Origin of the sequence: Burkholderia sp. Ap-955, from assembly GCF_011753045.1 — a bacterium.
GTDB lineage: Bacteria > Pseudomonadota > Gammaproteobacteria > Burkholderiales > Burkholderiaceae > Burkholderia > Burkholderia lata_D.
Map to the genome: position 1 here is coordinate 14,995 of NZ_VWWH01000022.1, position 19,394 is coordinate 34,388.

Here is a 19,394-nt window from a genome sequence, read left to right on the forward strand (position 1 = left end):
CTGAAGTCAGCAACAAGGAAAGGAAGGGGAATACGACATGGCAAAGATTCTGGTGGTCGACGATTCGGGCACGGTGCGCGACGAGGTCGCGGGCTTCCTGCGCAATCACGGGCTCGACGTCGCGACGGCCGTCGACGGCAAGGACGGGCTCGCGAAGCTCAAGGCGACGCCCGGCGTGCGCCTCGTGATCAGCGACGTGAACATGCCGAACATGGACGGCCTGACGATGGTCGAGAAGATCCGCGGCGAACTGGCGAACGCGACGGTCAACGTCGTGATGCTGACGACCGAAAGCAGCCCGGCGATGAAGGAGCGCGGCAAAGCCGCCGGCGTGAAGGGCTGGATCGTGAAGCCGTTCAAGGGCGACGCGGTGCTCGACGCGCTGAAGAAGCTCGCGGGCTGACGCCCGTCGGGCCGCGGCGCACCCGCGACCGCCCGCGCATTCAGCGCTGCGGTTCGGGTTGCGCGGCTGCCGCACCGCCGGAAGCGGCCGGCACGCGTGGCGCGGGCGTCTGCCATTGCACGACGATCATCCCCGCGAAGATCAGCGCGACGCCCGCGATGCGGCCGGGTGTCGCGAGCCGCTGCGCGAGCCCCATCAGCCCGTAGTGGTCGATCAGCAGCGACGCGAGCATTTGCCCGGCGACGACGCAGACGATGAAGGTCGTCGCGCCGAGCCGCGGCGTCAGGATCAGCGCGAGCGTGATGTAGATCACACCCGCGAGGCCGCCGAGCCACATCCACAGCGGGCGCTGCAGCGCGTCGCCGACGAGCGGCGCGTTCGCCCGGGTGGCCAGCAGCACGGGCAGCACGGCGAGCAGGCTGACCGTCAGCGACGCGACGCTCGCCCACAGCGGGTGGCCGAGCGCGCGCCCGAGCGCGGCATTGCTGCCGCCTTGCAGCGGCACGAGCGCGCCGGCGACGAAGGCCGCGACGGTGAGCGGAAGGGTGGCGAAGGACAGGGAAGTCGTCATCTTGGTCGGTCGTGAAAGGATGTTGAAATGATTGTTGTCCATTAAGATCACGAATGGAAATTCGTTCTTCGGATGCTTCATATTCCTTCCATGAATAATCTGGCGCGTATCGACCTGAACCTGCTCGTGACGCTGCACGTGTTGCTGAGCGAAAAACACATCTCGCGTGCCGCCGTCCGGCTGCACCGCAGCCAGCCGGCCGTGAGCCACGCGCTCGCGCGGCTGCGCGAAATCTTCGACGATCCGTTGCTCGTGCGGCGCGCGGGCCGGCTCGCGCTCACCGCGCGTGCGAACGAACTGGTCGAACCGCTGAACGACGTCCTCGGCCGGCTCGGCGCGCTGATCGAGCCGCCGGCGTTCGATCCGTCCGCGGCCTCGCGCGTGTTTCGCATCGCGATGTCCGACTACGGCGCGCGGATCGTGCTGCCGGCGCTGGTGAAGACGCTGCGCGCCGACGCGCCGGGCATCGAGCTGATCGTGTCGCAGGCCACGCGCGAGGCGATGCGGATGCAGCTGATGGACGGCGAGGTCGATCTCGCGCTCGGCGTGCTGCCCGCGATGCAGCGCGACCTGCACGCGCAACCGCTGTTCGTCGAATCGTTCGCGTGCGTGGCCGATGCGAGCCGCCTACCGCGCCGCGGCGAACTCGCGCTCGATGCGTGGCTCGCCCGGCCGCATGCGCTCGTCGCGATGCGCGACGGGATGGACAACGAAGTCGATCGCGCGCTCGCGCGGCTACGGCGCGAGAGGCACATCGCGGTGATCCTGCCGTTCTGGGGTGTGGCGAACGACCTGATTGCCGGCACCGACCTCGTGCTGACCGTCGCGCGGCGCAACCTCGACCGCGTGCGCGACGATGCACGGCTGCGCGTGTTCGAGCCGCCGTTCCCGATCGATGCCTTCGAGTTCGCGCAGCACTGGCACGAGCGCCGGCACGGCGACGCCGCGCACATCTGGCTGCGGCAGACGATCGCGCGCGTCGCGAGCGGCGGGTAGCCGCGCGGGGTGGCCGGCGGGGCGCGCACGCAATTTACAGCGTGCCGCGATCTCCGTATCCTGCCGGATGCCGAGGGCGGCGTGCCTGCGCGACCTGCACAGCACGCACGGCATCCACAACAATCAGGAACGGGACACCTTCCCATGGCAATCAGGATCGATCGGGCGGCGCTCGTGCGCGCCGCATGCAACGGCCCGTATGAAGGCGTGACCGACGAAACGGGGCGCGGTGTGATGTACCGCTGCAAGACGCAGTCGAAGATCGACGTGTCGTTCTATCAGTCGCGTCCTTGAGGTGAACGGAATGGTATCTGGATCCGGCCGCACCGACGCGCAGCAGACGGAAACGCTGATCGCGAAGGGCGTCGTCTTTACCGTCGTCGGTACGTGCCTGCTGATCGGCGCTGCCCTGTACGCGCAGTCGACGCGCGAATTCCTGCGGACGTCGGTCGTCGTGCCGGGGCGCGTCATCAAGCTGAACGCGGGCCCGCATCATCCGGAGATCGCGTTCACGACGCTCGCGGGTGAGCACGTCGAATACCCGCAGGGCGGCGAGGTCAGCGTGGAGGATGGCGCGACGGTCGAGGTGCGCTACGCACCCGATGCGCCCCATATGACGGCGCGGATGAATACGTTCGGCGCGATCTGGGGTGGTGTACTGACCTTCGGCGGGATGGGCGCCGTCTTTTTCCTCGTCGGCGCCAGTCAACTGCGCTCGGGCGTGCGCGCGTGGCGCGGCGGGCGCAAGCGGACGTGACCGTGTGAGCCTGCTGCACCACGACTGGACGTCGCACGGAATGTGGAGGAGCATTTCATCACCACGGTGCCGGGAACGTGCACGCATCATCGCCACGTATTCGTGCCGCATCGAATCCTGCCGAACCCCATCGAGCGGAACATCATGAAATCCGATCAAGAGACTGCCGAGCCGATCCTGTTGCGCGACGCGCACGACGGCGTCGTCACGCTGCGGCTGAACCGTCCGCAGCAATTCAATGCACTGTCCGAGGCGATGCTGGCGAGCCTGCACGATGCGTTCGAGTCGCTGGCTGCCGATCCGCACGTGCGCTGCGTCGTGCTGGCCGCGGAAGGCAAGGCGTTCTGCGCGGGACACGACCTGCGGCAGATGCGCAGCAAGCCCGAACTCGATTACTACCGCACGCTGTTCGCACAGTGCAGCCGCGTGATGCTCGCGATGCGCGCGTTACCGGTGCCGGTGATCGCGCGCGTGCACGGCATTGCGACGGCGGCCGGCTGTCAGCTCGTCGCCGCGTGCGACCTGGCGATCGCGGCCGACACCGCGCGCTTCGCGGTATCGGGCATCAACGTCGGACTGTTCTGTTCGACGCCGGCCGTTGCGTTGAGCCGCAACGTCACGGCGAAGCGCGCGTTCGACATGCTCGTGACCGGGCGCTTCGTCGACGCGGCAACGGCCGCCGCGTGGGGCCTCGTCAACGAGGCCGTGCCCGAGGATGCGCTCGATGCGGCCGTTGCGCGCAAGGTCGCGGAGATCGTCGCGAAGAGCCCGGCCGCGGTGCGGTACGGCAAGCAGATGTTCTATCGCCAGCGCGAGTTGCCGCTCGACGAAGCCTATGCGTATGCGGGCGACGTGATGGCGCGCAACATGATGGAGGAGGACACGGGCGAAGGGATCGACGCGTTCCTCGAGAAGCGCAAGCCGACGTGGCGTTCGTAGTGCGTCACTGGCGGAGCGTGGCGAGTGAAGCGGAAGGGGCGTCACCCACGCCTTTCGCTCACACTGAAATGCAAACGGGCCGCCCGAAGGCGACCCGCAACCGAAGCGCACGTCAGGCGCCGCAACAGCGTGTGCGTCGCCGCTTCTCCGCCGGTCAGCGCCCGTAGCTCCCGGTCCGCAGCGTCGGCTGCTCGCTCGACGCACCCGGCGGCACGATCACGACCGGCACGCGGCGCGCGAGCGCGCACATCAGCTCGTAGCCGATCGTGCCGCTCGCTTCCGCCACGTCATCCACCTTCACCTGGTCGCCCCACAGCTCGACACTCGACCCGATGCCCGCGTTCGGGCACGGCGTGAGATCGACAGTCAGCATGTCCATCGACACGCGGCCGACGACGCGCGTCATCACGCCGTCCACCGCGATCGGCGTGCCGGTCGGTGCGTGGCGCGGATAGCCGTCCGCATAGCCGCACGCGACGACGCCGATCCGCATCGGCCGGTCGGCCGTGAAGCGGCGGCCGTAGCCGACGGTCTCTTCCGGCGACAGCGTCTGCACGCCGATGATCTTGCTCGTCAGCGTCATCGCGGCCATCAGCGGCGTATCGGCGATATCGCGCGCCGCACCCGTCGGCGATGCACCGTACAGGATCGTGCCGGGCCGCACCCAGTCGCGGTGCGCACGCGGATGCCACAGCACGGCGGCCGAATTCGACGTCGAGCGCTCGCCCGGAATCCCCGCCGTCGCCGCATCGAACTGGTCGAGCTGCCAGTCGACTTCGCCTTCGTCGGCGTTCGCGAAATGCATCATCAGCGTGATCTTGCCGATCGACGGCGCGCTCGCCGCGCGCTCCCATGCGGCACGGAAAACGGCGGGGCGGTAGCCGAGCCGGTTCATCCCGGAGTTCATCTTGAGCTGGATGTCGATCGGCTGCTGCGGCTTTGCGGCGATCAGCAGGTCGAGCTGCTCGTCGCAGTGCACGGCCACCGTCAGGCGGTGGCGATCGGCCAGCTCGACGTCGGCCGGCTCGAAGATCCCTTCGAGCAGCAGCACGGGCTTGTCCCAGCCGAGTTCCCGCACGCGCACGGCTTCGTCGAGATCGAGCAGTGCGATGCCGTCGGCGGCAGCGAGGCCCGGGTAGATCCGCTCGATGCCGTGGCCGTACGCATCGGCCTTGACCACGCCCCACACGCGCGATTGCGCGGCGGTGCGGCGGATGAAGTCGAGGTTGTGGCGGATGGCGTCAGGGCGGATATGGGCGACGATGGGACGGGGCATGGCGATGTCTCGGATCGGATGTCGTTCGGCGCGCGTGGCGGCGCGGGTTCGGCGGCCGGGCGCGACAACGCGCCGGGCCAGTGTTGAGCGCTATCTTATTGGTGTTCGACCAGTTTTAATTAACGTTTTTGTCGATGATTTGGTGGAAATTTTGGTGTCGAACCCGGTGCGTCGCGGCAGTCGACGGGCCGCGTCGCCGAGTCTCCCGTCTAGAAAACCGGTGCGCGAACAGCACGACGCAATGCTAAGCTCTCGGCGATCTTGTCATTGCTCAATGTAATCATAAAGGAGGAGACTTTTGATGACGACGTCCCAGCTGTGCCTGTTCATCGTGGCGCTGTTGCCGTTCCCGATGACGTTTCTCGCGAAGGCCCGCAAAGGCTACGACAACCGCACGCCGCGCGACTACCTGGCGAAGCTCGAAGGCTGGCGCGCCCGCGCGCAGGCCGCGCACCAGAACGCATGGGAGGCGCTCGCGCTGTTCACGGCCGCGCTGGTGGTGGCATGGCACAACGGCGCGAACGTGCATCGCGTCGACCAACTGGCGATGGCGTTCGTCGCGATCCGCATCGTCTACACGCTGATGTACCTGCTGAACTGGGCGTCGCTGCGTTCGCTCGTGTGGTTCGGCGGGATGGCGTGCGTGGTGGCGTTGTTTTTCGCTGCGCCGTAAGCGGCGCATGCGGGCGAGGCCGGTGCGTTACTTGCCGGTCGCGCCGCCCGTGCCGCGCACGAGACTGTCGTTGGATGCGGGCGCAACGATCGGGCCCGTGATCGGCGTTGCTTCCGCGTCCGCGTCCGCTTCGGCTTCGGCTTCGGCTTCGGCTTCGGCTTCGCGGCGCAGGAACGCGATCAGCGGATCGAGCAGCCGGTGCCGCGTCGACGGGTTGCGGCGCAGCACGAAGCGCCACGACGCGGCGCGTTCGAGGCCCGGCCTCAGTGGCACGAGGCGCCCGCTGCGCAGCTCGGGCTCGATCAGCGGCGCGCGGCCGAGCGCGATGCCCGCGCCGCCGACCGCCGCGCCGATTACCTGGCTGAAACTGCTGTAGCGGACGATCTTCGTCTCGAAGTCGCCCGGCAGGCCGAACTCGGCGGACCAGTTGCGCCAGTCGATTTCGGGGCTGTTTTCGTGCATCTCCTGAAGCAGCCGGGAGCGGCACACGTTCACGGAGGCATACGGATGCAGTTCGGGGCTGCATACCGGGAACACCGTTTCCTGCAGCAGGATGTCGTCGTCGGCCTGCAGCCGGTGCGCGGGCACGTGCACGATCGCCAGATCGACGCCGCTGCGCGCGAAATCCGGTTCGTCGTCGAGCACGACGGCATGCAGCGGCGTGTCGGGATGAAGTGACGAGAATTCCGCGAGGCGGCGTGCGAGCCACATCGCCGAAAACGGCGCGTTGGCGGATACGGTGAGCCGTTGCGCGGTGCCGCGAATCTCGGCACAGGCGTCGGTCAGCCGCGACAGCGCAACGCTGACAGCCGGCAGCAGGCGGGCGCCGGCCGGCGTGAGGCTGATGCCGCCGAGCCCCGTGCTGCGTTCGAGCAGCCGCGCGCCGAGCGATTCCTCGAGTGCGCGAATCTGGTGACTGACTGCGCTCGTCGACACGTTCAGCTCCGCCGCCGCGCGCGCGAACCCGCCGAGGCGGACGGCCGCCTCGAAAGCTCGCAATGCGCTGAGGGGAGGGAGGTGCGACATGCGGGGTATTGTAGTTGACTCAACACCCGTTGAAAAATCATCTTTTGCCGCGCACGGGCCGCGCGGGTAGCCTCGATCCGGTCAACAAAAAACATCATCGGACACGACCGGAGGGCTTCATGTATTTCGACCGACGACTATGGGCAATGATGGCGGGACTGCGCTGGCGGGTGGCCGCGGCCGTCGCGCTCGGCCTGCTCGCGATGGGTGTCGGGATTCTGCGTTTCGTCTTTCTCGGCCGCGTGCTGGCGCTGGTCTTTTCCGGCGCGCCGGCACGCAGCATCGGCGAAGCCGTCGTTGCAACGGCGGCCTGCGTGCTGCTGCGCGCGTGGCTCGACCATCGCCGCACGGTGCTCGCGCAGCACACGGCCGGGCGCGTGCAGGCCACGTTGCGCGCGCGGCTGTTCGACCGGATCGCCGCGCTCGGCCCCGCGTGGTTCAGCGGCGAACGCACGGGCGGCGTGATGCTGGCCGTCGTCGATGGCGTCGAACAATTGCAGACCTTTTTCGGCACCTACCTGCCGCAGCTCGTGATCGCCGCCTGTGCGCCGGTGATGATCTTCGCGGTGCTCGCGTGGTGGGACGTGCCGACGGCCGCGATCCTGCTGGTCGCCGCGCTCGTCACGCTCGCGTTGCCGCAGCTCGTGCATCGCGCCGACAAGCGTGCGGCGCTCGCGCGCTCGGCCGCGTTCAAGGCGTTCGGCGAGGAGTTTCTCGACGCGGTGCAAGGCTTGCCGACGCTGAAGGCGTTCGGGCAAAGCACGGCATTCGGCGCGAAGCTGGCCGCGAAGGCGCGCGCGCTGTCCGACAGCACGTTCTGGGTGCTCGCGCTCGGCCTGCTGACGCGGCTCTTCACCGATCTCGGCACCGGCCTCGGCGCGGCCGCCGCGATCGCGGTCGGCGCGTGGCGCGTGCGGCACGGCGACATGAGCCTCGAGGCGCTGCTGATCGTGCTGATGGCCGGCAGCGAAATCTTCCGGCCGCTGCGCGACCTGCGTTCCGTGCTGCACCAGGGGATGATCGGCCAGTCGGCGGCGAATGCGATCCACGCGCTGCTCGACGCGGATAGCCATGCACCGGCCACCGACGCGCCGCGTGTAACGGGACTGCGGCCGGAGATCGCGTTCGACGCCGTCAGCTTCGCGTATCCGGGGCGTCGCGCGGACGCGCATGCGGCACTGAGCTTCTCGGTTCGCGAAGGCGAGACGGTGGCGATCGTCGGATCGAGCGGCGCGGGCAAGTCGACCATCGTGCGCCTGCTGCTGCGGCAGCACGATGCGCAGGGCGGCGCGATCCGCATCGGCGGCCGCGACGTGCGCACGCTCGATGCCGGCCAGGTGCGCGAGATGATCGCGGTCGTCGCGCAGGATGCGACGCTGTTCGACGGCAGCGTGGCCGACAACCTGCGGCTCGGCCGCCCCGACGCGAGCGATGCGGACATGATCGCCGCCGCGCGCGCGGCCAACGCACACGATTTCATTGCGGCGCTGCCCGACGGCTACGCGACGCGCATCGGCGAACGCGGACTCATGTTGTCGGGCGGCCAGCGCCAGCGCCTCGCGATTGCCCGCGCGCTGCTGCGCGATGCGCCGATCCTGTTGCTCGACGAGGCGCTGTCGTCGGTCGACGCGGAGAACGAAGCGCTGATCCAGCAGGCGCTCGACCGGCTCACGCGCGGGCGGACCACGCTCGTGCTCGCGCACCGGCTGTCCAGCGTGATCGGCGCCGATCGCATCCTGGTGCTCGACCAGGGGCAGGTGGTCGACGAGGGCACGCACGCGGCGCTGATCGCGCGCGACGGCCCGTATCGCCGGCTGATGGGGCCGCAACTGGAAGCGGTCGCCGAATCGGTCGGTGTGGCGGCGACGGCCGGCGCGACCGCGCGCGCGTCGTCGGGCCCGCAGGTGCGGCCGTTGAACGACGATGCGGCGGAGATCGGCTGGCCGGAAACCCTGCAGACGCTGTTGCGCTTCGTGCGTCCGTGGACGGGCAAGGTCGTGCTGACGGTGCTGTTCGGGATCGGCCGCGTGCTCGCGTTCATCGGCGTCGGCGTGATCGGCGCGCTGGTGGTCGGTGCGGTACCTGGCGGCCACGTGAGCCCGACGCTCGTCACCGCGCTGCTCGTGATCGCGCCCGTGGCGGCCGTGCTGCACTGGCTCGAATCGTGGCTCGCGCACGACATGGCGTACCGGCTGCTCGCGGAAATGCGCATCGCGCTGTTCGCGACGCTCGAGCGTCTCGCGCCGGCCGGGCTGCTGCGCCGTCGTTCCGGCGATCTCGTGTCGCTCGCGACGCAGGACGTCGAGACCGTCGAGTATTTCTATGCGCACACGCTGGCGCCGGCGTTCGTCGCGGTGCTCGTGCCGGCTGCCGTGCTGGTGCTGCTCGCGTCGGTTGCCTGGCCGCTCGCGCTCGTGCTGCTGCCGTTCCTGCTGTGGGCCGGGCTCGCGCCGGTGCTGGCGCGGCGCGACGTCGACCGGCTCGGCACCGGCGCGCGCGAAGCGCTCGGCCAGCTCGGCGCGCACCTGACCGAAACGATCCAGGGGCTCGCGGAGCTGACCGCGTTCCAGGCCGTTGCGCGCCGGCGCGCAGCGTTCGTGGCCGAAGTCGACGCGTACCGCAAGCAACGCGCAAAGCTGCTCGACGATCTGTCGGCGCAAAGCGCCGCGCTGGAAGTCGCGAGCGGGCTCGGCGGGCTGGTCGTCGCGGCGCTTGGTGCGCTGCTGTGCGCACGCGGCTGGTTTCCGCGCGAGTCGTTGCCGCTGCTGGTGCTGGTGGCGGTGGCCGCGTTCATGCCGGTGGCCGAAATCGGCCAGGTCGCGCGCCAGCTCGCCGACACGATCGCATCGACGCGCCGCTTGCGTGCGCTGGAGAAGGAGCCGGTGCCGGTGACGGACGGCACGCATGCGATGCCTGCCGATTCGGCGGTGCGTTTCGAGGCCGCGTCCTTCACGTACCCGGGCCGCAGCGTACCCGCGATCGACCGCGTGAGCTTCGAGGTGCCGCCCGGCAGCACGGTCGCGCTGGTCGGTGCGTCGGGCGCCGGCAAGTCGACGGTCGCGAGCCTGCTGCTGCGCTTCTGGGATCCGCAGCAGGGCCGCGTGACGCTCGGCGGCGTCGACCTGCGCGACCTGCGGCTCGACGACCTGCGGCAGCACATCGCGCTGGTTGCGCAGGATACCTACCTGTTCAACGACACGCTCGAAGCGAACATCCGGCTCGCCGCGGGCGATGCGTCCGACGCGGACGTGCAGCGCGCGATCGACCATGCGGCGCTCGGCGACTTCGTCGCGCGGCTGCCGGACGGACTCGCGACGCGCGTCGGCGAGCGCGGCGTGCAGCTGTCGGGCGGCCAGCGCCAGCGTGTCGCGATTGCACGCGCGTTCCTCAAGGATGCGCCGGTGCTGATCCTCGACGAAGCGACGTCCCATCTGGACACGATCAGCGAGCAGCAGATCCGCGCGGCGCTGGAAGACCTGATGACGCAGCGCACGTCGATCATCATCGCGCACCGGCTGTCGACCGTGCGCAATGCCGACCTGATTCTCGTCATGGAGCACGGCGGCGTGATCGAGGCCGGACGGCATGCGGACCTGATGGCGCGGCAGGGCGCGTATGCGCGGCTCGTGTCGCATCAGGCGAGCGGGGTGGCGGCGTAAGCGACGCTGCATCGGAGGCGCGCGGCCGGCCGGCGGGGCCGCGCGCATTCCGCAACATGCGTTGAACCGCGCCGGCGATTGCCGGCGTTGCGGGGGCGGCCGCACCGGCACGGCACGACGCCGCGCCGAAGCGCCGACGATCCGCGCCGACAAACGCGCCGACAAACGCGCGGCGGCGGCAGTTGTCCGGCCAGTCGCGCCGTCATGCTCCTCTCGCGCGTGATGTGCCGTTGACGGCAAACCCTCCCGGCCAGTCCCCAGTCACTGCCAACTGCCCATCAGACGCCGCCGTCGGCCGGCGCAGCGCGACCCAGCCCGGCCGCTTCGCCCCGGAGCCGCTTTCCCTTTCCTCCGATTTATCCGCCCCGCGCGCCGCGGGTTTGTCTCGATGCATTTATCCGTTGCGGACTTTTTTGTTGTCGTAGTATCGCCATTGACAACACTTGTTGCACTACGGTCTAATTCGACATCGCATGTTGCGGTGCGGCTTGATGTCGTCGTTCCGCCGGCCGGCTGGCCGGTCACATCGCTCAATCATGCGGAGAGAAACCATGAGTCGCCGTTCCTTCCTGAAAGCCGTCGCGGTCGTTGCCGTGCTCGGCGCCAGCCTCGCGCACGCGGATACCAAGACGCTCGTCGTCGGGACCGACACGTCGTTCATGCCGTTCGAGTTCAAGCAGGGCGACAAGTACGTCGGCTTCGATCTCGACCTGTGGGCGGAGATCGCGAAGGACCAGGGCTGGAAATACACGATCCAGCCGATGGATTTCGCGGGCCTGATCCCGGCGCTGCAGACGCAGAACATCGACGTCGCGCTGTCGGGCATGACGATCAAGGAGGAGCGGAAGAAGGCGATCGACTTCTCCGCGCCGTACTACGACAGCGGCCTCGCGGCGATGGTGCAGACCGGTAACACGACGATCAAGTCGATCGACGACCTGAACGGCAAGGTGATCGCCGCGAAAACGGGCACCGCGACGATCGACTGGATCAAGGCGCACCTGAAGCCGAAGGAGATCCGCCAGTTCCCGAACATCGACCAGGCCTACCTCGCGCTCGAAGCCGGCCGCGTCGACGCGGCGATGCACGACACGCCGAACGTGCTGTTCTTCGTGAACAACGAAGGCAAGGGCAAGGTGAAGGTCGCGGGCCAGCCGGTCAGCGGCGACAAGTACGGGATCGGCTTCCCGAAGGGCAGCGCGCTGGTGCCGAAGGTCAATGCGTCGCTCGTGAAGATCAAGGCCGACGGCCGCTACGCGCAGATCTACAAGAAGTGGTTCGGCGCCGAGCCGCCGAAGATGTGAGCGTGACGCCGCAACAGTGCGCGGCCGAGTGGCCGCGCCGGTCTTGATTCGAACGGGGAGCGACAAGTGAATTTCGATTGGTCGGCGATCTGGGCGGCGTTGCCGGACCTGATGGACGGGGTCCGGTTGACGGTGTTCATCGCATTTTTCGGGCTGGTGGGCGGCTTCATCGTCGGGATGGTCGCGGGCATGTTCCGCGCATACGGACCGAAGGCGATGAACGTGCTCGCACAGGTTTATATTGAATTGATTCGCGGCACGCCGATCGTCGTGCAGGTGATGTTCCTGTATTTCGCGCTGCCGCTGCTCGCGCATATCCGCATCGACGGCCTGACGGCCGCGATCATCGCGATCACGGTGAATTCCGGCGCGTATCTCGCGGAAGTGGTGCGCGGCGCGCTGCTGTCGATCCCGAAGGGGCTGACGGAAGCGGGGCTCGCGATGGGCCTGTCGATGCCGCGCGTGCTGCTGAAGATCGTCGGGCCGCTCGCGTTCCGGCGGTTGATTCCGCCGCTCGGCAACCAGTGCATCGTGAGCCTGAAGGACACGTCGCTGTTCATCGTGATCGGCGTCGGCGAGCTGACGCGCAAGGGACAGGAAATCATCGCGGGCAATTTCCAGGCGGTCGAGATCTGGAGTGCGGTGGCCGTCATCTACCTGATACTGACCGGCGTGATGACGCTGACGCTTCGGCTCGTTGAAAAGCGCATGAGGATTCTATGAGCATGATCGAATTCCAGAACGTGTCGAAGAGCTTCGGCCATGTGCCGGTGCTGAAGAACATCGACCTGAAGATCGACGCGGGCGAGGTGGTCGTCGTGGTCGGCCCGTCGGGCTCGGGCAAATCGACGATGCTGCGCTGTATCAACGCGCTCGAGAAAATCACCGGCGGCGAGCTGCTGGTCGACGGCCAGAGCGTGCGCGGCAACGCGACGACGATCCGCAACATCCGGCTCGAAGCCGGCATGGTGTTCCAGCAGTTCAACCTGTTCCCGCAAATGACCGCGCTCGAGAACGTGATGTTCGGGCCGATGCAGGTGCGCGGCGCGTCGCGCGCCGACGCACGTGACCAGGCGATGGCGCTGCTCGACAAGGTCGGCCTCGAATCGCGCGCGAATCATTACCCGTCGGAGCTGTCGGGCGGCCAGCAGCAGCGCGTCGCGATTGCGCGTGCGCTCGCGATCCGGCCGCGGCTGATGCTGTTCGACGAACCGACGTCGGCGCTCGATCCGGAATTGCGCCACGAAGTGCTGAAAGTGATGCAGGATCTCGCGACCGAAGGCATGACGATGATCGTCGTCACGCACGAGATCGGCTTTGCGAAACGGGTCGGCACACGCTTGCTGTTCATGGATCAGGGCGGGATTGCCGAGGACGGCCATCCGGTCGACCTGATCGACCGGCCGCCGACGCCACGCCTGAAGGAATTCCTGAAACACGTGTCCTGAACGAAACCGAAATACCGACATGCCGCTTTCCCTTTCCCCCGTCATCGCCGGCGCGCCGTTCGACATCGGCGTGCGCCTCGGCGAGCTCGCCCGCCCCGTGTTCGACGAATACATGCAGCAGAGCAGCGCGTGGCAGGCCGTGCGCCGCTGGCGCGGCCATCCGTTCGTCGCCGCGCTGCGGCAGGCTGCGCTGGCCGCGTATCCGGATCTCGTCGCGGAGCTGGACGGGATCGCGGCGGGTGTCGGCTGGCCGGCCGAGGACATCTTTCTGTGGAACTGCCGTGGCGAGCTGATCCACAACGCGCCGGACGGCTGCACGACGCTTGCCGCGCGCGACGCGGCCGGCACGCGCTGGATCGCGCACAACGAGGACGGCGATCCGTACCTGCGCGAGCGCTGCCTGCTCGTCGACGTGCAACCGGCGGGCAAGCCCGGCTTCATCAGCTTCTATTACCCCGGTTCGCTGCCGGGCCATACCTTTGCCGCGAACCGCGCGGGCATCGCGCAGGCGATCAACAACCTGCGGATCCGCACGCCGGCAGCGGGCGTGCCGCGGATGATCCTCGCGCGCGCGGTGCTCGATGCGACGTCGCTCGACGCGGCGGCCGACGTGCTGCGCGGCCATGCGCGCGCGAGCGGCTTTCATCACACGCTGGGCGCGACCGGCGATGCGCGGCTGCTGAGCATCGAGGCGAGCGTCGCGCGCTGTTCGGTGGTCGACGTCGCGCGGCTTACGGGGCATGCGAACCATCTCGTGCACCCGGGCTGCGACGCGGAAGCGCAGATCGTCACGCAATCGTCGGCCGACCGCCAGCGTCGCGTCGATGCGCTCACGCCCGCCATCGACGCGATCGACGAAGCCGCGCTGCTGCGCGTGCTCGGCGATCGCGCGCCGGAAGGGCTGCCGATCTACCGCGACGATCCGGCCGACCCCGACGACGAGAACACGCTGGCCACCGCCGTGTTCGCGATCGGCGCGGCATCGATCGATTTCACCGTTCACCAACATGGCACGCAGCGTTTCGCGACGCGCATCGTGCCGTCCGGACGCGCGCACGACGCGTCCTGATCCATGAGGCAACGCATGACGACCGTTTTCCATCGCGCTCCGCGCGCCACCTTGCCCGTTGCCGTCGCAGGCGACGGTATCGAGATCATCGACTCGACCGGCAAACGCTATATCGACGCGTGCGGCGGCGCGGCCGTTTCGTGTCTCGGCCACAGCAACCAGCGCGTGATCGACGCGATCAAGCGGCAGGCGCAGCAACTGGCATACGCCCATACGTCGTTCTTCACGACCGACGTGGCCGAGGAACTGGCCGACCGGCTCGTCGACGCCGCGCCGGCCGGCCTCGAACACGTGTATTTCGTGTCGGGCGGCTCCGAGGCGGTCGAGGCCGCGCTGAAGCTCGCGCGCCAGTATTTCGTCGAGAAGGGCGAGCCGCAGCGCCGCCATTTCATCGCGCGACGCCAGAGCTATCACGGCAACACGCTCGGCGCGCTCGCGATCGGCGGCAATGCGTGGCGGCGCGAGCCGTTCCTGCCGCTGCTGATCGAGGCGCACCACGTGAGCCCGTGTTATGCGTACCGCGACCAGCAGGCGGGTGAAACCGACGAAGCGTATGCGCAACGCCTGGCGGACGAACTCGAGCAGAAGATCGTCGAACTCGGCGCGGAAAACGTCGCGGCGTTCGTCGCGGAAACGGTGGTGGGCGCAACGGCCGGCGCGGTGCCGCCGGTCCGCACGTACCTGAAGAAGGTTCGCGCGGTGTGCGACAAGTACGGCGTGCTGCTGATCCTCGACGAGATCATGTCCGGGATGGGCCGCACGGGCTACCTGTACGCGTGCGATGAAGACGGCGTCGCCCCCGACCTGCTGACGATCGCGAAAGGGCTCGGCGCGGGCTACCAGCCGATCGGCGCGACGCTCGTCAGCGACCGCATCTACCGGACGATCGTCGACGGTTCGGGTTTCTTTCAGCACGGCCACACGTACCTCGGCCATGCGACCGCATGCGCGGCCGCGCTCGAAGTGCAGCGCGTGATCGCCGAAGAGCAGCTGCTCGACAACGTGAAGGCGCGCGGCGAGCAACTGCGCGCGTCGCTGCGCGAGCATTACGGCGCGCATCCGCATGTCGGCGACGTGCGCGGCCGCGGGCTGTTCGTCGGTGTCGAGCTCGTCCGCGATCGCGACAGCAAGGCGACGTTCGATCCCGCGTTGAAGCTGCATGCGGCGGTGAAGCGCGAGGCGATGCAGCGCGGCCTGATGGTGTATCCGATGGGCGGGACGATCGACGGCGTTCACGGCGATCACATCCTGGTCGCGCCGCCGTTTATTTGTACCGCGCAGCAGATCGATACGATCGTCGAGCGGCTGTCGGGCGCGATCGGTGCGGCGCTCGCGTCGGCCGGCGCGTGACCGCATTCATCGAACCTAGTCCGGACTTCGCCATGACCAACAGATTGCCTCCGTTCGATCCCGCATCGGCCACCGATGAGCAGAAGGCCGTGCTGGCCGACATTCTCAATGGCCCGCGCGGCAACCTGAACGGGCCGTTTCTCGGCTGGATCGCGAGCCCCGAGCTGGCTCAGCACGCACAGAAGCTCGGCGCGTTCTGCCGCTATCGCACGGGCCTGCCGCTGCGCCTGTCGGAACTCGCGATTCTCGTGACGGCCGCGCGCTGGCGCTCGCAGGCCGAGTGGCACATCCACCATCCGATCGCACTCGAGGCGGGCGTGCCGGCCGCGACGGCCGACGCGATCCGGCGCGGCGTCGCACCCGCATTCGAGTCGGACGACGATGCGCTGATCCATGCATTCGCGAGCGAGCTGTACGACACGCGGCGCGTGAGCGATGCGACGTTCGCGCGTGCGCAAGCGCGCTTCGGCCACGAGACCGTCGTGAATCTCGTTGCCTTGCTCGGCTACTACGCGCTCGTCGCGATGACGCTGAACACGTTCGGCATGCGCGCGGAAGGGCAGACCGAATTGCCGTTTCCGGAGTGATCCCCGTGCGTTGATCGTGCGGGAACAGTGGAGGCGATACGTCTGACGAATGGGTTGCCGACCTGTTCCGGCACAATGCAACCAAATGTATTCATGCGGGATCGACGGCCGATCGCCGCGTATGATGGCTTGTTCACGTCGACATGAGCGGTGAGCAAGCATGACGAGTACCCGCAAGACCTTGATGATCGCCGGTGGGCTCCTGGTAGCCGCGGCCGGCACTGCCTACGTGATGCTCCTGCGTGCGGATCACCGCGCGATCGAAGATGCCGGCATCGGCGATTCGGCCGCGCCCGTTGCCGCGGCGCCCGCGGGCAACGATCACGCCGTGCAGGGCGCCATCGCGCCGCCGGCCCCGGCCGCCGCAATGGCACCGAAACAGGCGGCTGTCGCGCCGTCGCCACCCGCACCGGCGCCTTCTGCGCCGGTCGCCACCGCGCGCGTCAACGCAGCGCCCGCCGTGCCGGTCGTCAGCGACAAACCGCAACCGGTGACGAAGCCGGCCGCACCGCCGCCGAAGGTCAACGTCGTGACCGTCGATGCGCAGGATTCGACCCCATCTTCGCCGCCGCCGGCCGCCAAACCCGTGCAGCAGGCCGCACCTGCACCCGCACCCGCGCAGGTCACGCAACGCGCGTCGCGCAAGCGCGACGGCCTCGAACGCCACGCGGCCGCAGCACCCTTCGCAACGAAATCCGAAACGCCGGAGACCGCCGCGCTCGTCAGGGAGTCGGCGAAACTCGACCCGTCGTTGCCGCCGCCGTCGATGTCATCGGTGTCGTCGATGCCGGCGAGCACCGGTTCGTACCGGCAGGGCGGTTCGTCGTCCGGCGCGAATCCGGTGGCGGCCGCGATGACCGAGCAACTGGTCAGGCAGTCGAGCAGTTTCAAGTCGACGGCGCCTGCGCCAGCGGACGGCGGCCCGACCGCGACCAAGTAACCGCGAACGCCTTCGGCATAAAAAGGGCCCCGCACGCCGACCAAAGCATGCGGGGCCAAGAGAGACAAACTGTTGTGCCGACGGGCTGACGCGCGTTACGCGGCGACGGCTTCCTCGGCCTGGGGCTGCGCGGCGGCAACCGGTGCAACGTCCTGACGAATCAGGTGGTCGAACGCGCCGAGCGATGCCTTCGCGCCTTCACCCACGGCGATCACGATCTGCTTGAACGGCACCGTCGTCACGTCGCCGGCCGCGAACACGCCCGGTACCGACGTCGCGCCGCGTGCATCGACGACGATCTCGCCGTGCTTCGACAGTTCGACCGTACCCTTCAGCCATTCGGTGTTCGGCACGAGGCCGATCTGCACGAACACGCCTTCGAGATCGATGCGCTGCGTGGCACCCGAGCGCAGATCCTTGTAGACGAGCCCGTTCAGCTTGCTGCCGTCGCCGGTCAGCTCGGTCGTTTGCGCCTGCGTGACGATCGTCACGTTCGGCAGGCTGCGCAGCTTGCGCTGCAGCACTTCGTCCGCACGCAGTTGCGCGCCGTATTCGATCAGCGTGACGGCCTTCACGATGCCGGCCAGGTCAATCGCGGCCTCGACACCCGAGTTGCCGCCGCCGACCACCGCGACGCGCTTGCCCTTGAACAGCGGGCCGTCGCAGTGCGGGCAGTACGCGACACCGCGGTTGCGGTATTCGCGCTCGCCCGGCACGTTGATTTCACGCCAGCGCGCGCCGGTCGCGAGGACGATCGTCTTCGCCTTCAGCACCGCGCCGTTCGCGAGGCGGATCTGGTGCACGTCGCCCGGAATCAGCGCGTCGGCGCGCTGCACGTCCATGATGTCGACGTCGTACTGCTTCACGTGCTGTTCGAGCGCGGTCGCGAACTTCGGCCCTTCGGTTTCCTGCACCGACACGAAGTTCTCGATCGCCATCGTGTCGAGCACCTGGCCGCCGAAACGCTCGGCGACGACGCCCGTCGCGATACCCTTGCGCGCCGAGTAGATCGCCGCCGCCGCGCCTGCCGGGCCGCCGCCGACGATCAGCGTATCGAACACCGGCTTGGACTCGAGCGACTTCGCGGCACGTGCGCTGGCGCCCGTATCGAGCTTCGCGAGGATTTCCTTCACGCTGCTGCGGCCCTGGCCGAACGACGCGCCGTTCAGGAACATCGTCGGCACGGCCATGATCTGGCGCGACTCGACTTCACCCTGGAACAGCGCACCGTCGATCGCGACGTGACGGATGCGCGGGTTGATCAGCGACATCACGTTCAGCGCCTGCACGACTTCCGGGCAGTTCTGGCACGACAGCGAGAAATACGTCTCGAACGCGTAGTCGCCGTCGAGTGCGCGGATCTGTTCGATCACGTCGTCGTCGAGCTTGATCGGATGGCCGCCCGTCTGCAGCAGCGCGAGCACGAGCGACGTGAATTCATGGCCCATCGGGATGCCGGCGAAGCGGATGCCGGCCGGCTTGCCGGGCTCGCCGATCGAGAACGACGGCTTGCGCTCGGCGTCGTCGCGGCGTTCGGTCACGGTCACGCGATCCGTCAGCGACGCAATCTCGTTCAGCAGCGCCAGCAGTTCCTGCGATTTCGCGCTGTCGTCGAGCGAGGCGACGAGTTCGATCGGGCGCGTGATCTTTTCGAGGTACGCTTTGAGTTGGTTCTTGAGATTGGCGTCGAGCATGGCGTTTCGGATTCCGTATTAATGATTCTGGTCGGGCACGTCGTGCCGGAGGAGGGCGCGGGCCGCATGCCGCGGCGGCCCGTCATCGGGAGGCTCGCGCGCCTCGTGCGAGGCGCGCGGCGCGATCGTCAGATCTTGCCGATCAGGTCGAGCGACGGGATCAGCGTTTCCGCACCCGGCGTCCACTTCGCCGGGCACACTTCACCCGGGTGCGCCGCGATGTATTGCGCCGCCTGCACCTTGCGCAGCAGTTCGCCTGCGTCGCGGCCGATGCCGTTGTCGTGGATTTCGCACAGCTTGATCTCGCCTTCCGGGTTGATCACGAACGTGCCGCGCAGGGCCATCCCTTCTTCCTCGATCAGCACGTCGAAGTTGCGCGACAGCGTGAGCGTCGGGTCGCCGATCATCGGGTACTTGATCTTGCCGATCGTGTCCGACGTGTCGTGCCATGCCTTGTGCGTGAAGTGCGTGTCGGTCGACACGCCGTAGATTTCGACACCCAGCTTCTGGAATTCCGCGTAACGGTCGGCGAGGTCGCCCAGTTCGGTCGGGCAGACGAACGTGAAGTCGGCCGGGTAGAACACGACGACGGACCACTTGCCCTTGAAGTTCTCTTCCGAGACGGGCACGAAATCGCCATTGTGGTAAGCGGTTGCCTTGAACGGCTTGATTTGGGTGTTGATGATCGGCATCTGGACAATT

19 protein-coding genes are annotated in these 19,394 nt (G+C 68.1%); 14 read left to right on the forward strand and 5 right to left on the reverse strand.

Translation table 11 applies throughout. The features are described from left to right. The first annotated feature begins 37 nt into the window (after nucleotides 1-37). Entirely contained in the window at nucleotides 38-403 is a 366-nt protein-coding gene (locus F3J15_RS14895; RefSeq protein ID WP_031401467.1) for a response regulator, read from the forward strand. Nucleotides 404-443: 40 nt separating this feature from the next. On the opposite strand, the gene F3J15_RS14900 is transcribed toward F3J15_RS14895, so the two are convergent. Then, the gene (locus F3J15_RS14900) at nucleotides 444-974 is read right to left on the reverse strand and encodes a DMT family transporter (RefSeq protein WP_166891988.1); all 531 of its coding nucleotides are present in this window, start codon (nucleotides 972-974) and stop codon (nucleotides 444-446) included. A gap of 90 nt (nucleotides 975-1,064) precedes the next feature. Between F3J15_RS14900 and F3J15_RS14905 the strand changes: the two genes are divergently transcribed. The 4 genes from F3J15_RS14905 (at nucleotide 1,065) to F3J15_RS14920 (ending at nucleotide 3,666) form a co-directional block, all read left to right on the forward strand. After that, nucleotides 1,065-1,970 carry a LysR family transcriptional regulator gene (locus tag F3J15_RS14905; RefSeq protein WP_166891991.1) on the forward strand — a complete coding sequence of 302 codons (906 nt, stop codon included), beginning with the start codon at nucleotides 1,065-1,067 and terminating at the stop codon, nucleotides 1,968-1,970. 144 nt (nucleotides 1,971-2,114) lie between these two features. Continuing rightward, nucleotides 2,115-2,264 (forward strand): hypothetical protein, encoded by a 150-nt coding sequence (locus F3J15_RS14910; RefSeq protein ID WP_166891994.1) that lies wholly within the window; start codon nucleotides 2,115-2,117, stop codon nucleotides 2,262-2,264. Nucleotides 2,265-2,274: 10 nt separating this feature from the next. Next, entirely contained in the window at nucleotides 2,275-2,727 is a 453-nt protein-coding gene (locus F3J15_RS14915) for a DUF3592 domain-containing protein (protein WP_166891997.1), read from the forward strand. 144 nt (nucleotides 2,728-2,871) lie between these two features. After that, entirely contained in the window at nucleotides 2,872-3,666 is a 795-nt protein-coding gene (locus F3J15_RS14920) for an enoyl-CoA hydratase (protein WP_166892000.1), read from the forward strand. A gap of 154 nt (nucleotides 3,667-3,820) precedes the next feature. Here F3J15_RS14920 and alr read toward each other — a convergent pair whose 3' ends face one another. After that, on the reverse strand, nucleotides 3,821-4,942 hold the full coding sequence (alr, locus tag F3J15_RS14925; protein ID WP_166892003.1) for an alanine racemase: 1,122 nt from the start codon (nucleotides 4,940-4,942) through the stop codon (nucleotides 3,821-3,823). A gap of 301 nt (nucleotides 4,943-5,243) precedes the next feature. On the opposite strand from alr, the gene F3J15_RS14930 reads away from it, so the two are divergent. Further along, the gene (locus F3J15_RS14930; RefSeq protein ID WP_166892006.1) at nucleotides 5,244-5,615 is read left to right on the forward strand and encodes an MAPEG family protein; all 372 of its coding nucleotides are present in this window, start codon (nucleotides 5,244-5,246) and stop codon (nucleotides 5,613-5,615) included. A gap of 27 nt (nucleotides 5,616-5,642) precedes the next feature. On the opposite strand, the gene F3J15_RS14935 is transcribed toward F3J15_RS14930, so the two are convergent. Continuing rightward, nucleotides 5,643-6,641 carry a LysR family transcriptional regulator gene (locus tag F3J15_RS14935; RefSeq protein ID WP_166892009.1) on the reverse strand — a complete coding sequence of 333 codons (999 nt, stop codon included), beginning with the start codon at nucleotides 6,639-6,641 and terminating at the stop codon, nucleotides 5,643-5,645. Nucleotides 6,642-6,760: 119 nt separating this feature from the next. Between F3J15_RS14935 and F3J15_RS14940 the strand changes: the two genes are divergently transcribed. The 8 genes from F3J15_RS14940 (at nucleotide 6,761) to F3J15_RS14975 (ending at nucleotide 16,998) form a co-directional block, all read left to right on the forward strand. Beyond that, nucleotides 6,761-10,300 (forward strand): ABC transporter ATP-binding protein, encoded by a 3,540-nt coding sequence (locus tag F3J15_RS14940; protein ID WP_166892012.1) that lies wholly within the window; start codon nucleotides 6,761-6,763, stop codon nucleotides 10,298-10,300. A 551-nt stretch (nucleotides 10,301-10,851) separates the two neighbouring features. Continuing rightward, nucleotides 10,852-11,604 (forward strand): glutamine ABC transporter substrate-binding protein GlnH, encoded by a 753-nt coding sequence (gene glnH, locus F3J15_RS14945; RefSeq protein ID WP_166892015.1) that lies wholly within the window; start codon nucleotides 10,852-10,854, stop codon nucleotides 11,602-11,604. Between the two features lie 66 nt (nucleotides 11,605-11,670). Beyond that, nucleotides 11,671-12,327 (forward strand): glutamine ABC transporter permease GlnP, encoded by a 657-nt coding sequence (glnP, locus tag F3J15_RS14950; RefSeq protein ID WP_069251284.1) that lies wholly within the window; start codon nucleotides 11,671-11,673, stop codon nucleotides 12,325-12,327. Beyond that, nucleotides 12,324-13,052: a glutamine ABC transporter ATP-binding protein GlnQ gene (gene glnQ, locus F3J15_RS14955; protein WP_011547980.1), complete on the forward strand. Its 729-nt coding sequence runs from the start codon at nucleotides 12,324-12,326 to the stop codon at nucleotides 13,050-13,052. The genes glnP and glnQ overlap by 4 nt, the downstream gene beginning before the upstream one ends. Before the next feature lie 19 nt (nucleotides 13,053-13,071). After that, complete coding sequence (locus F3J15_RS14960; protein ID WP_166892018.1) at nucleotides 13,072-14,121, forward strand: C45 family peptidase; 1,050 nt, start codon at nucleotides 13,072-13,074, stop codon at nucleotides 14,119-14,121. A gap of 15 nt (nucleotides 14,122-14,136) precedes the next feature. Continuing rightward, nucleotides 14,137-15,471, forward strand: coding sequence for an aspartate aminotransferase family protein (locus F3J15_RS14965; protein ID WP_166892022.1), 1,335 nt, complete (start codon nucleotides 14,137-14,139; stop codon nucleotides 15,469-15,471). Nucleotides 15,472-15,503: 32 nt separating this feature from the next. After that, nucleotides 15,504-16,058 carry a carboxymuconolactone decarboxylase family protein gene (locus F3J15_RS14970; protein ID WP_166892024.1) on the forward strand — a complete coding sequence of 185 codons (555 nt, stop codon included), beginning with the start codon at nucleotides 15,504-15,506 and terminating at the stop codon, nucleotides 16,056-16,058. 160 nt (nucleotides 16,059-16,218) lie between these two features. Next, on the forward strand, nucleotides 16,219-16,998 hold the full coding sequence (locus F3J15_RS14975; protein WP_166892027.1) for an extensin: 780 nt from the start codon (nucleotides 16,219-16,221) through the stop codon (nucleotides 16,996-16,998). A 95-nt stretch (nucleotides 16,999-17,093) separates the two neighbouring features. Here the strand turns inward: F3J15_RS14975 and ahpF are convergent, their stop codons facing one another. Next, the gene (gene ahpF, locus F3J15_RS14980; RefSeq protein ID WP_166892030.1) at nucleotides 17,094-18,692 is read right to left on the reverse strand and encodes an alkyl hydroperoxide reductase subunit F; all 1,599 of its coding nucleotides are present in this window, start codon (nucleotides 18,690-18,692) and stop codon (nucleotides 17,094-17,096) included. 128 nt (nucleotides 18,693-18,820) lie between these two features. Then, nucleotides 18,821-19,384, reverse strand: coding sequence for an alkyl hydroperoxide reductase subunit C (ahpC, locus tag F3J15_RS14985; RefSeq protein WP_166892033.1), 564 nt, complete (start codon nucleotides 19,382-19,384; stop codon nucleotides 18,821-18,823). Between the last annotated feature and the right edge of the window lie 10 nt (nucleotides 19,385-19,394).

Bases quoted from the DNA above. Each gene is read 5' to 3' on its own strand.
- F3J15_RS14960 (WP_166892018.1), top strand. From the start codon at position 13,072: ATGCCGCTTTCCCTTTCCCCCGTCATCGCCGGCGCGCCGTTCGACATC.
- F3J15_RS14930 (WP_166892006.1), top strand. From the start codon at position 5,244: ATGACGACGTCCCAGCTGTGCCTGTTCATCGTGGCGCTGTTGCCGTTC.
- F3J15_RS14920 (WP_166892000.1), top strand. From the start codon at position 2,872: ATGAAATCCGATCAAGAGACTGCCGAGCCGATCCTGTTGCGCGACGCG.
- glnH (WP_166892015.1), top strand. From the start codon at position 10,852: ATGAGTCGCCGTTCCTTCCTGAAAGCCGTCGCGGTCGTTGCCGTGCTC.
- alr (WP_166892003.1), bottom strand. From the start codon at position 4,942: ATGCCCCGTCCCATCGTCGCCCATATCCGCCCTGACGCCATCCGCCAC.
- F3J15_RS14975 (WP_166892027.1), top strand. From the start codon at position 16,219: ATGACGAGTACCCGCAAGACCTTGATGATCGCCGGTGGGCTCCTGGTA.
- glnQ (WP_011547980.1), top strand. From the start codon at position 12,324: ATGAGCATGATCGAATTCCAGAACGTGTCGAAGAGCTTCGGCCATGTG.
- F3J15_RS14895 (WP_031401467.1), top strand. From the start codon at position 38: ATGGCAAAGATTCTGGTGGTCGACGATTCGGGCACGGTGCGCGACGAG.
- F3J15_RS14905 (WP_166891991.1), top strand. From the start codon at position 1,065: ATGAATAATCTGGCGCGTATCGACCTGAACCTGCTCGTGACGCTGCAC.
- ahpC (WP_166892033.1), bottom strand. From the start codon at position 19,384: ATGCCGATCATCAACACCCAAATCAAGCCGTTCAAGGCAACCGCTTAC.
- F3J15_RS14970 (WP_166892024.1), top strand. From the start codon at position 15,504: ATGACCAACAGATTGCCTCCGTTCGATCCCGCATCGGCCACCGATGAG.
- F3J15_RS14965 (WP_166892022.1), top strand. From the start codon at position 14,137: ATGACGACCGTTTTCCATCGCGCTCCGCGCGCCACCTTGCCCGTTGCC.
- ahpF (WP_166892030.1), bottom strand. From the start codon at position 18,692: ATGCTCGACGCCAATCTCAAGAACCAACTCAAAGCGTACCTCGAAAAG.
- F3J15_RS14900 (WP_166891988.1), bottom strand. From the start codon at position 974: ATGACGACTTCCCTGTCCTTCGCCACCCTTCCGCTCACCGTCGCGGCC.
- F3J15_RS14915 (WP_166891997.1), top strand. From the start codon at position 2,275: ATGGTATCTGGATCCGGCCGCACCGACGCGCAGCAGACGGAAACGCTG.
- F3J15_RS14940 (WP_166892012.1), top strand. From the start codon at position 6,761: ATGTATTTCGACCGACGACTATGGGCAATGATGGCGGGACTGCGCTGG.
- F3J15_RS14910 (WP_166891994.1), top strand. From the start codon at position 2,115: ATGGCAATCAGGATCGATCGGGCGGCGCTCGTGCGCGCCGCATGCAAC.
- F3J15_RS14935 (WP_166892009.1), bottom strand. From the start codon at position 6,641: ATGTCGCACCTCCCTCCCCTCAGCGCATTGCGAGCTTTCGAGGCGGCC.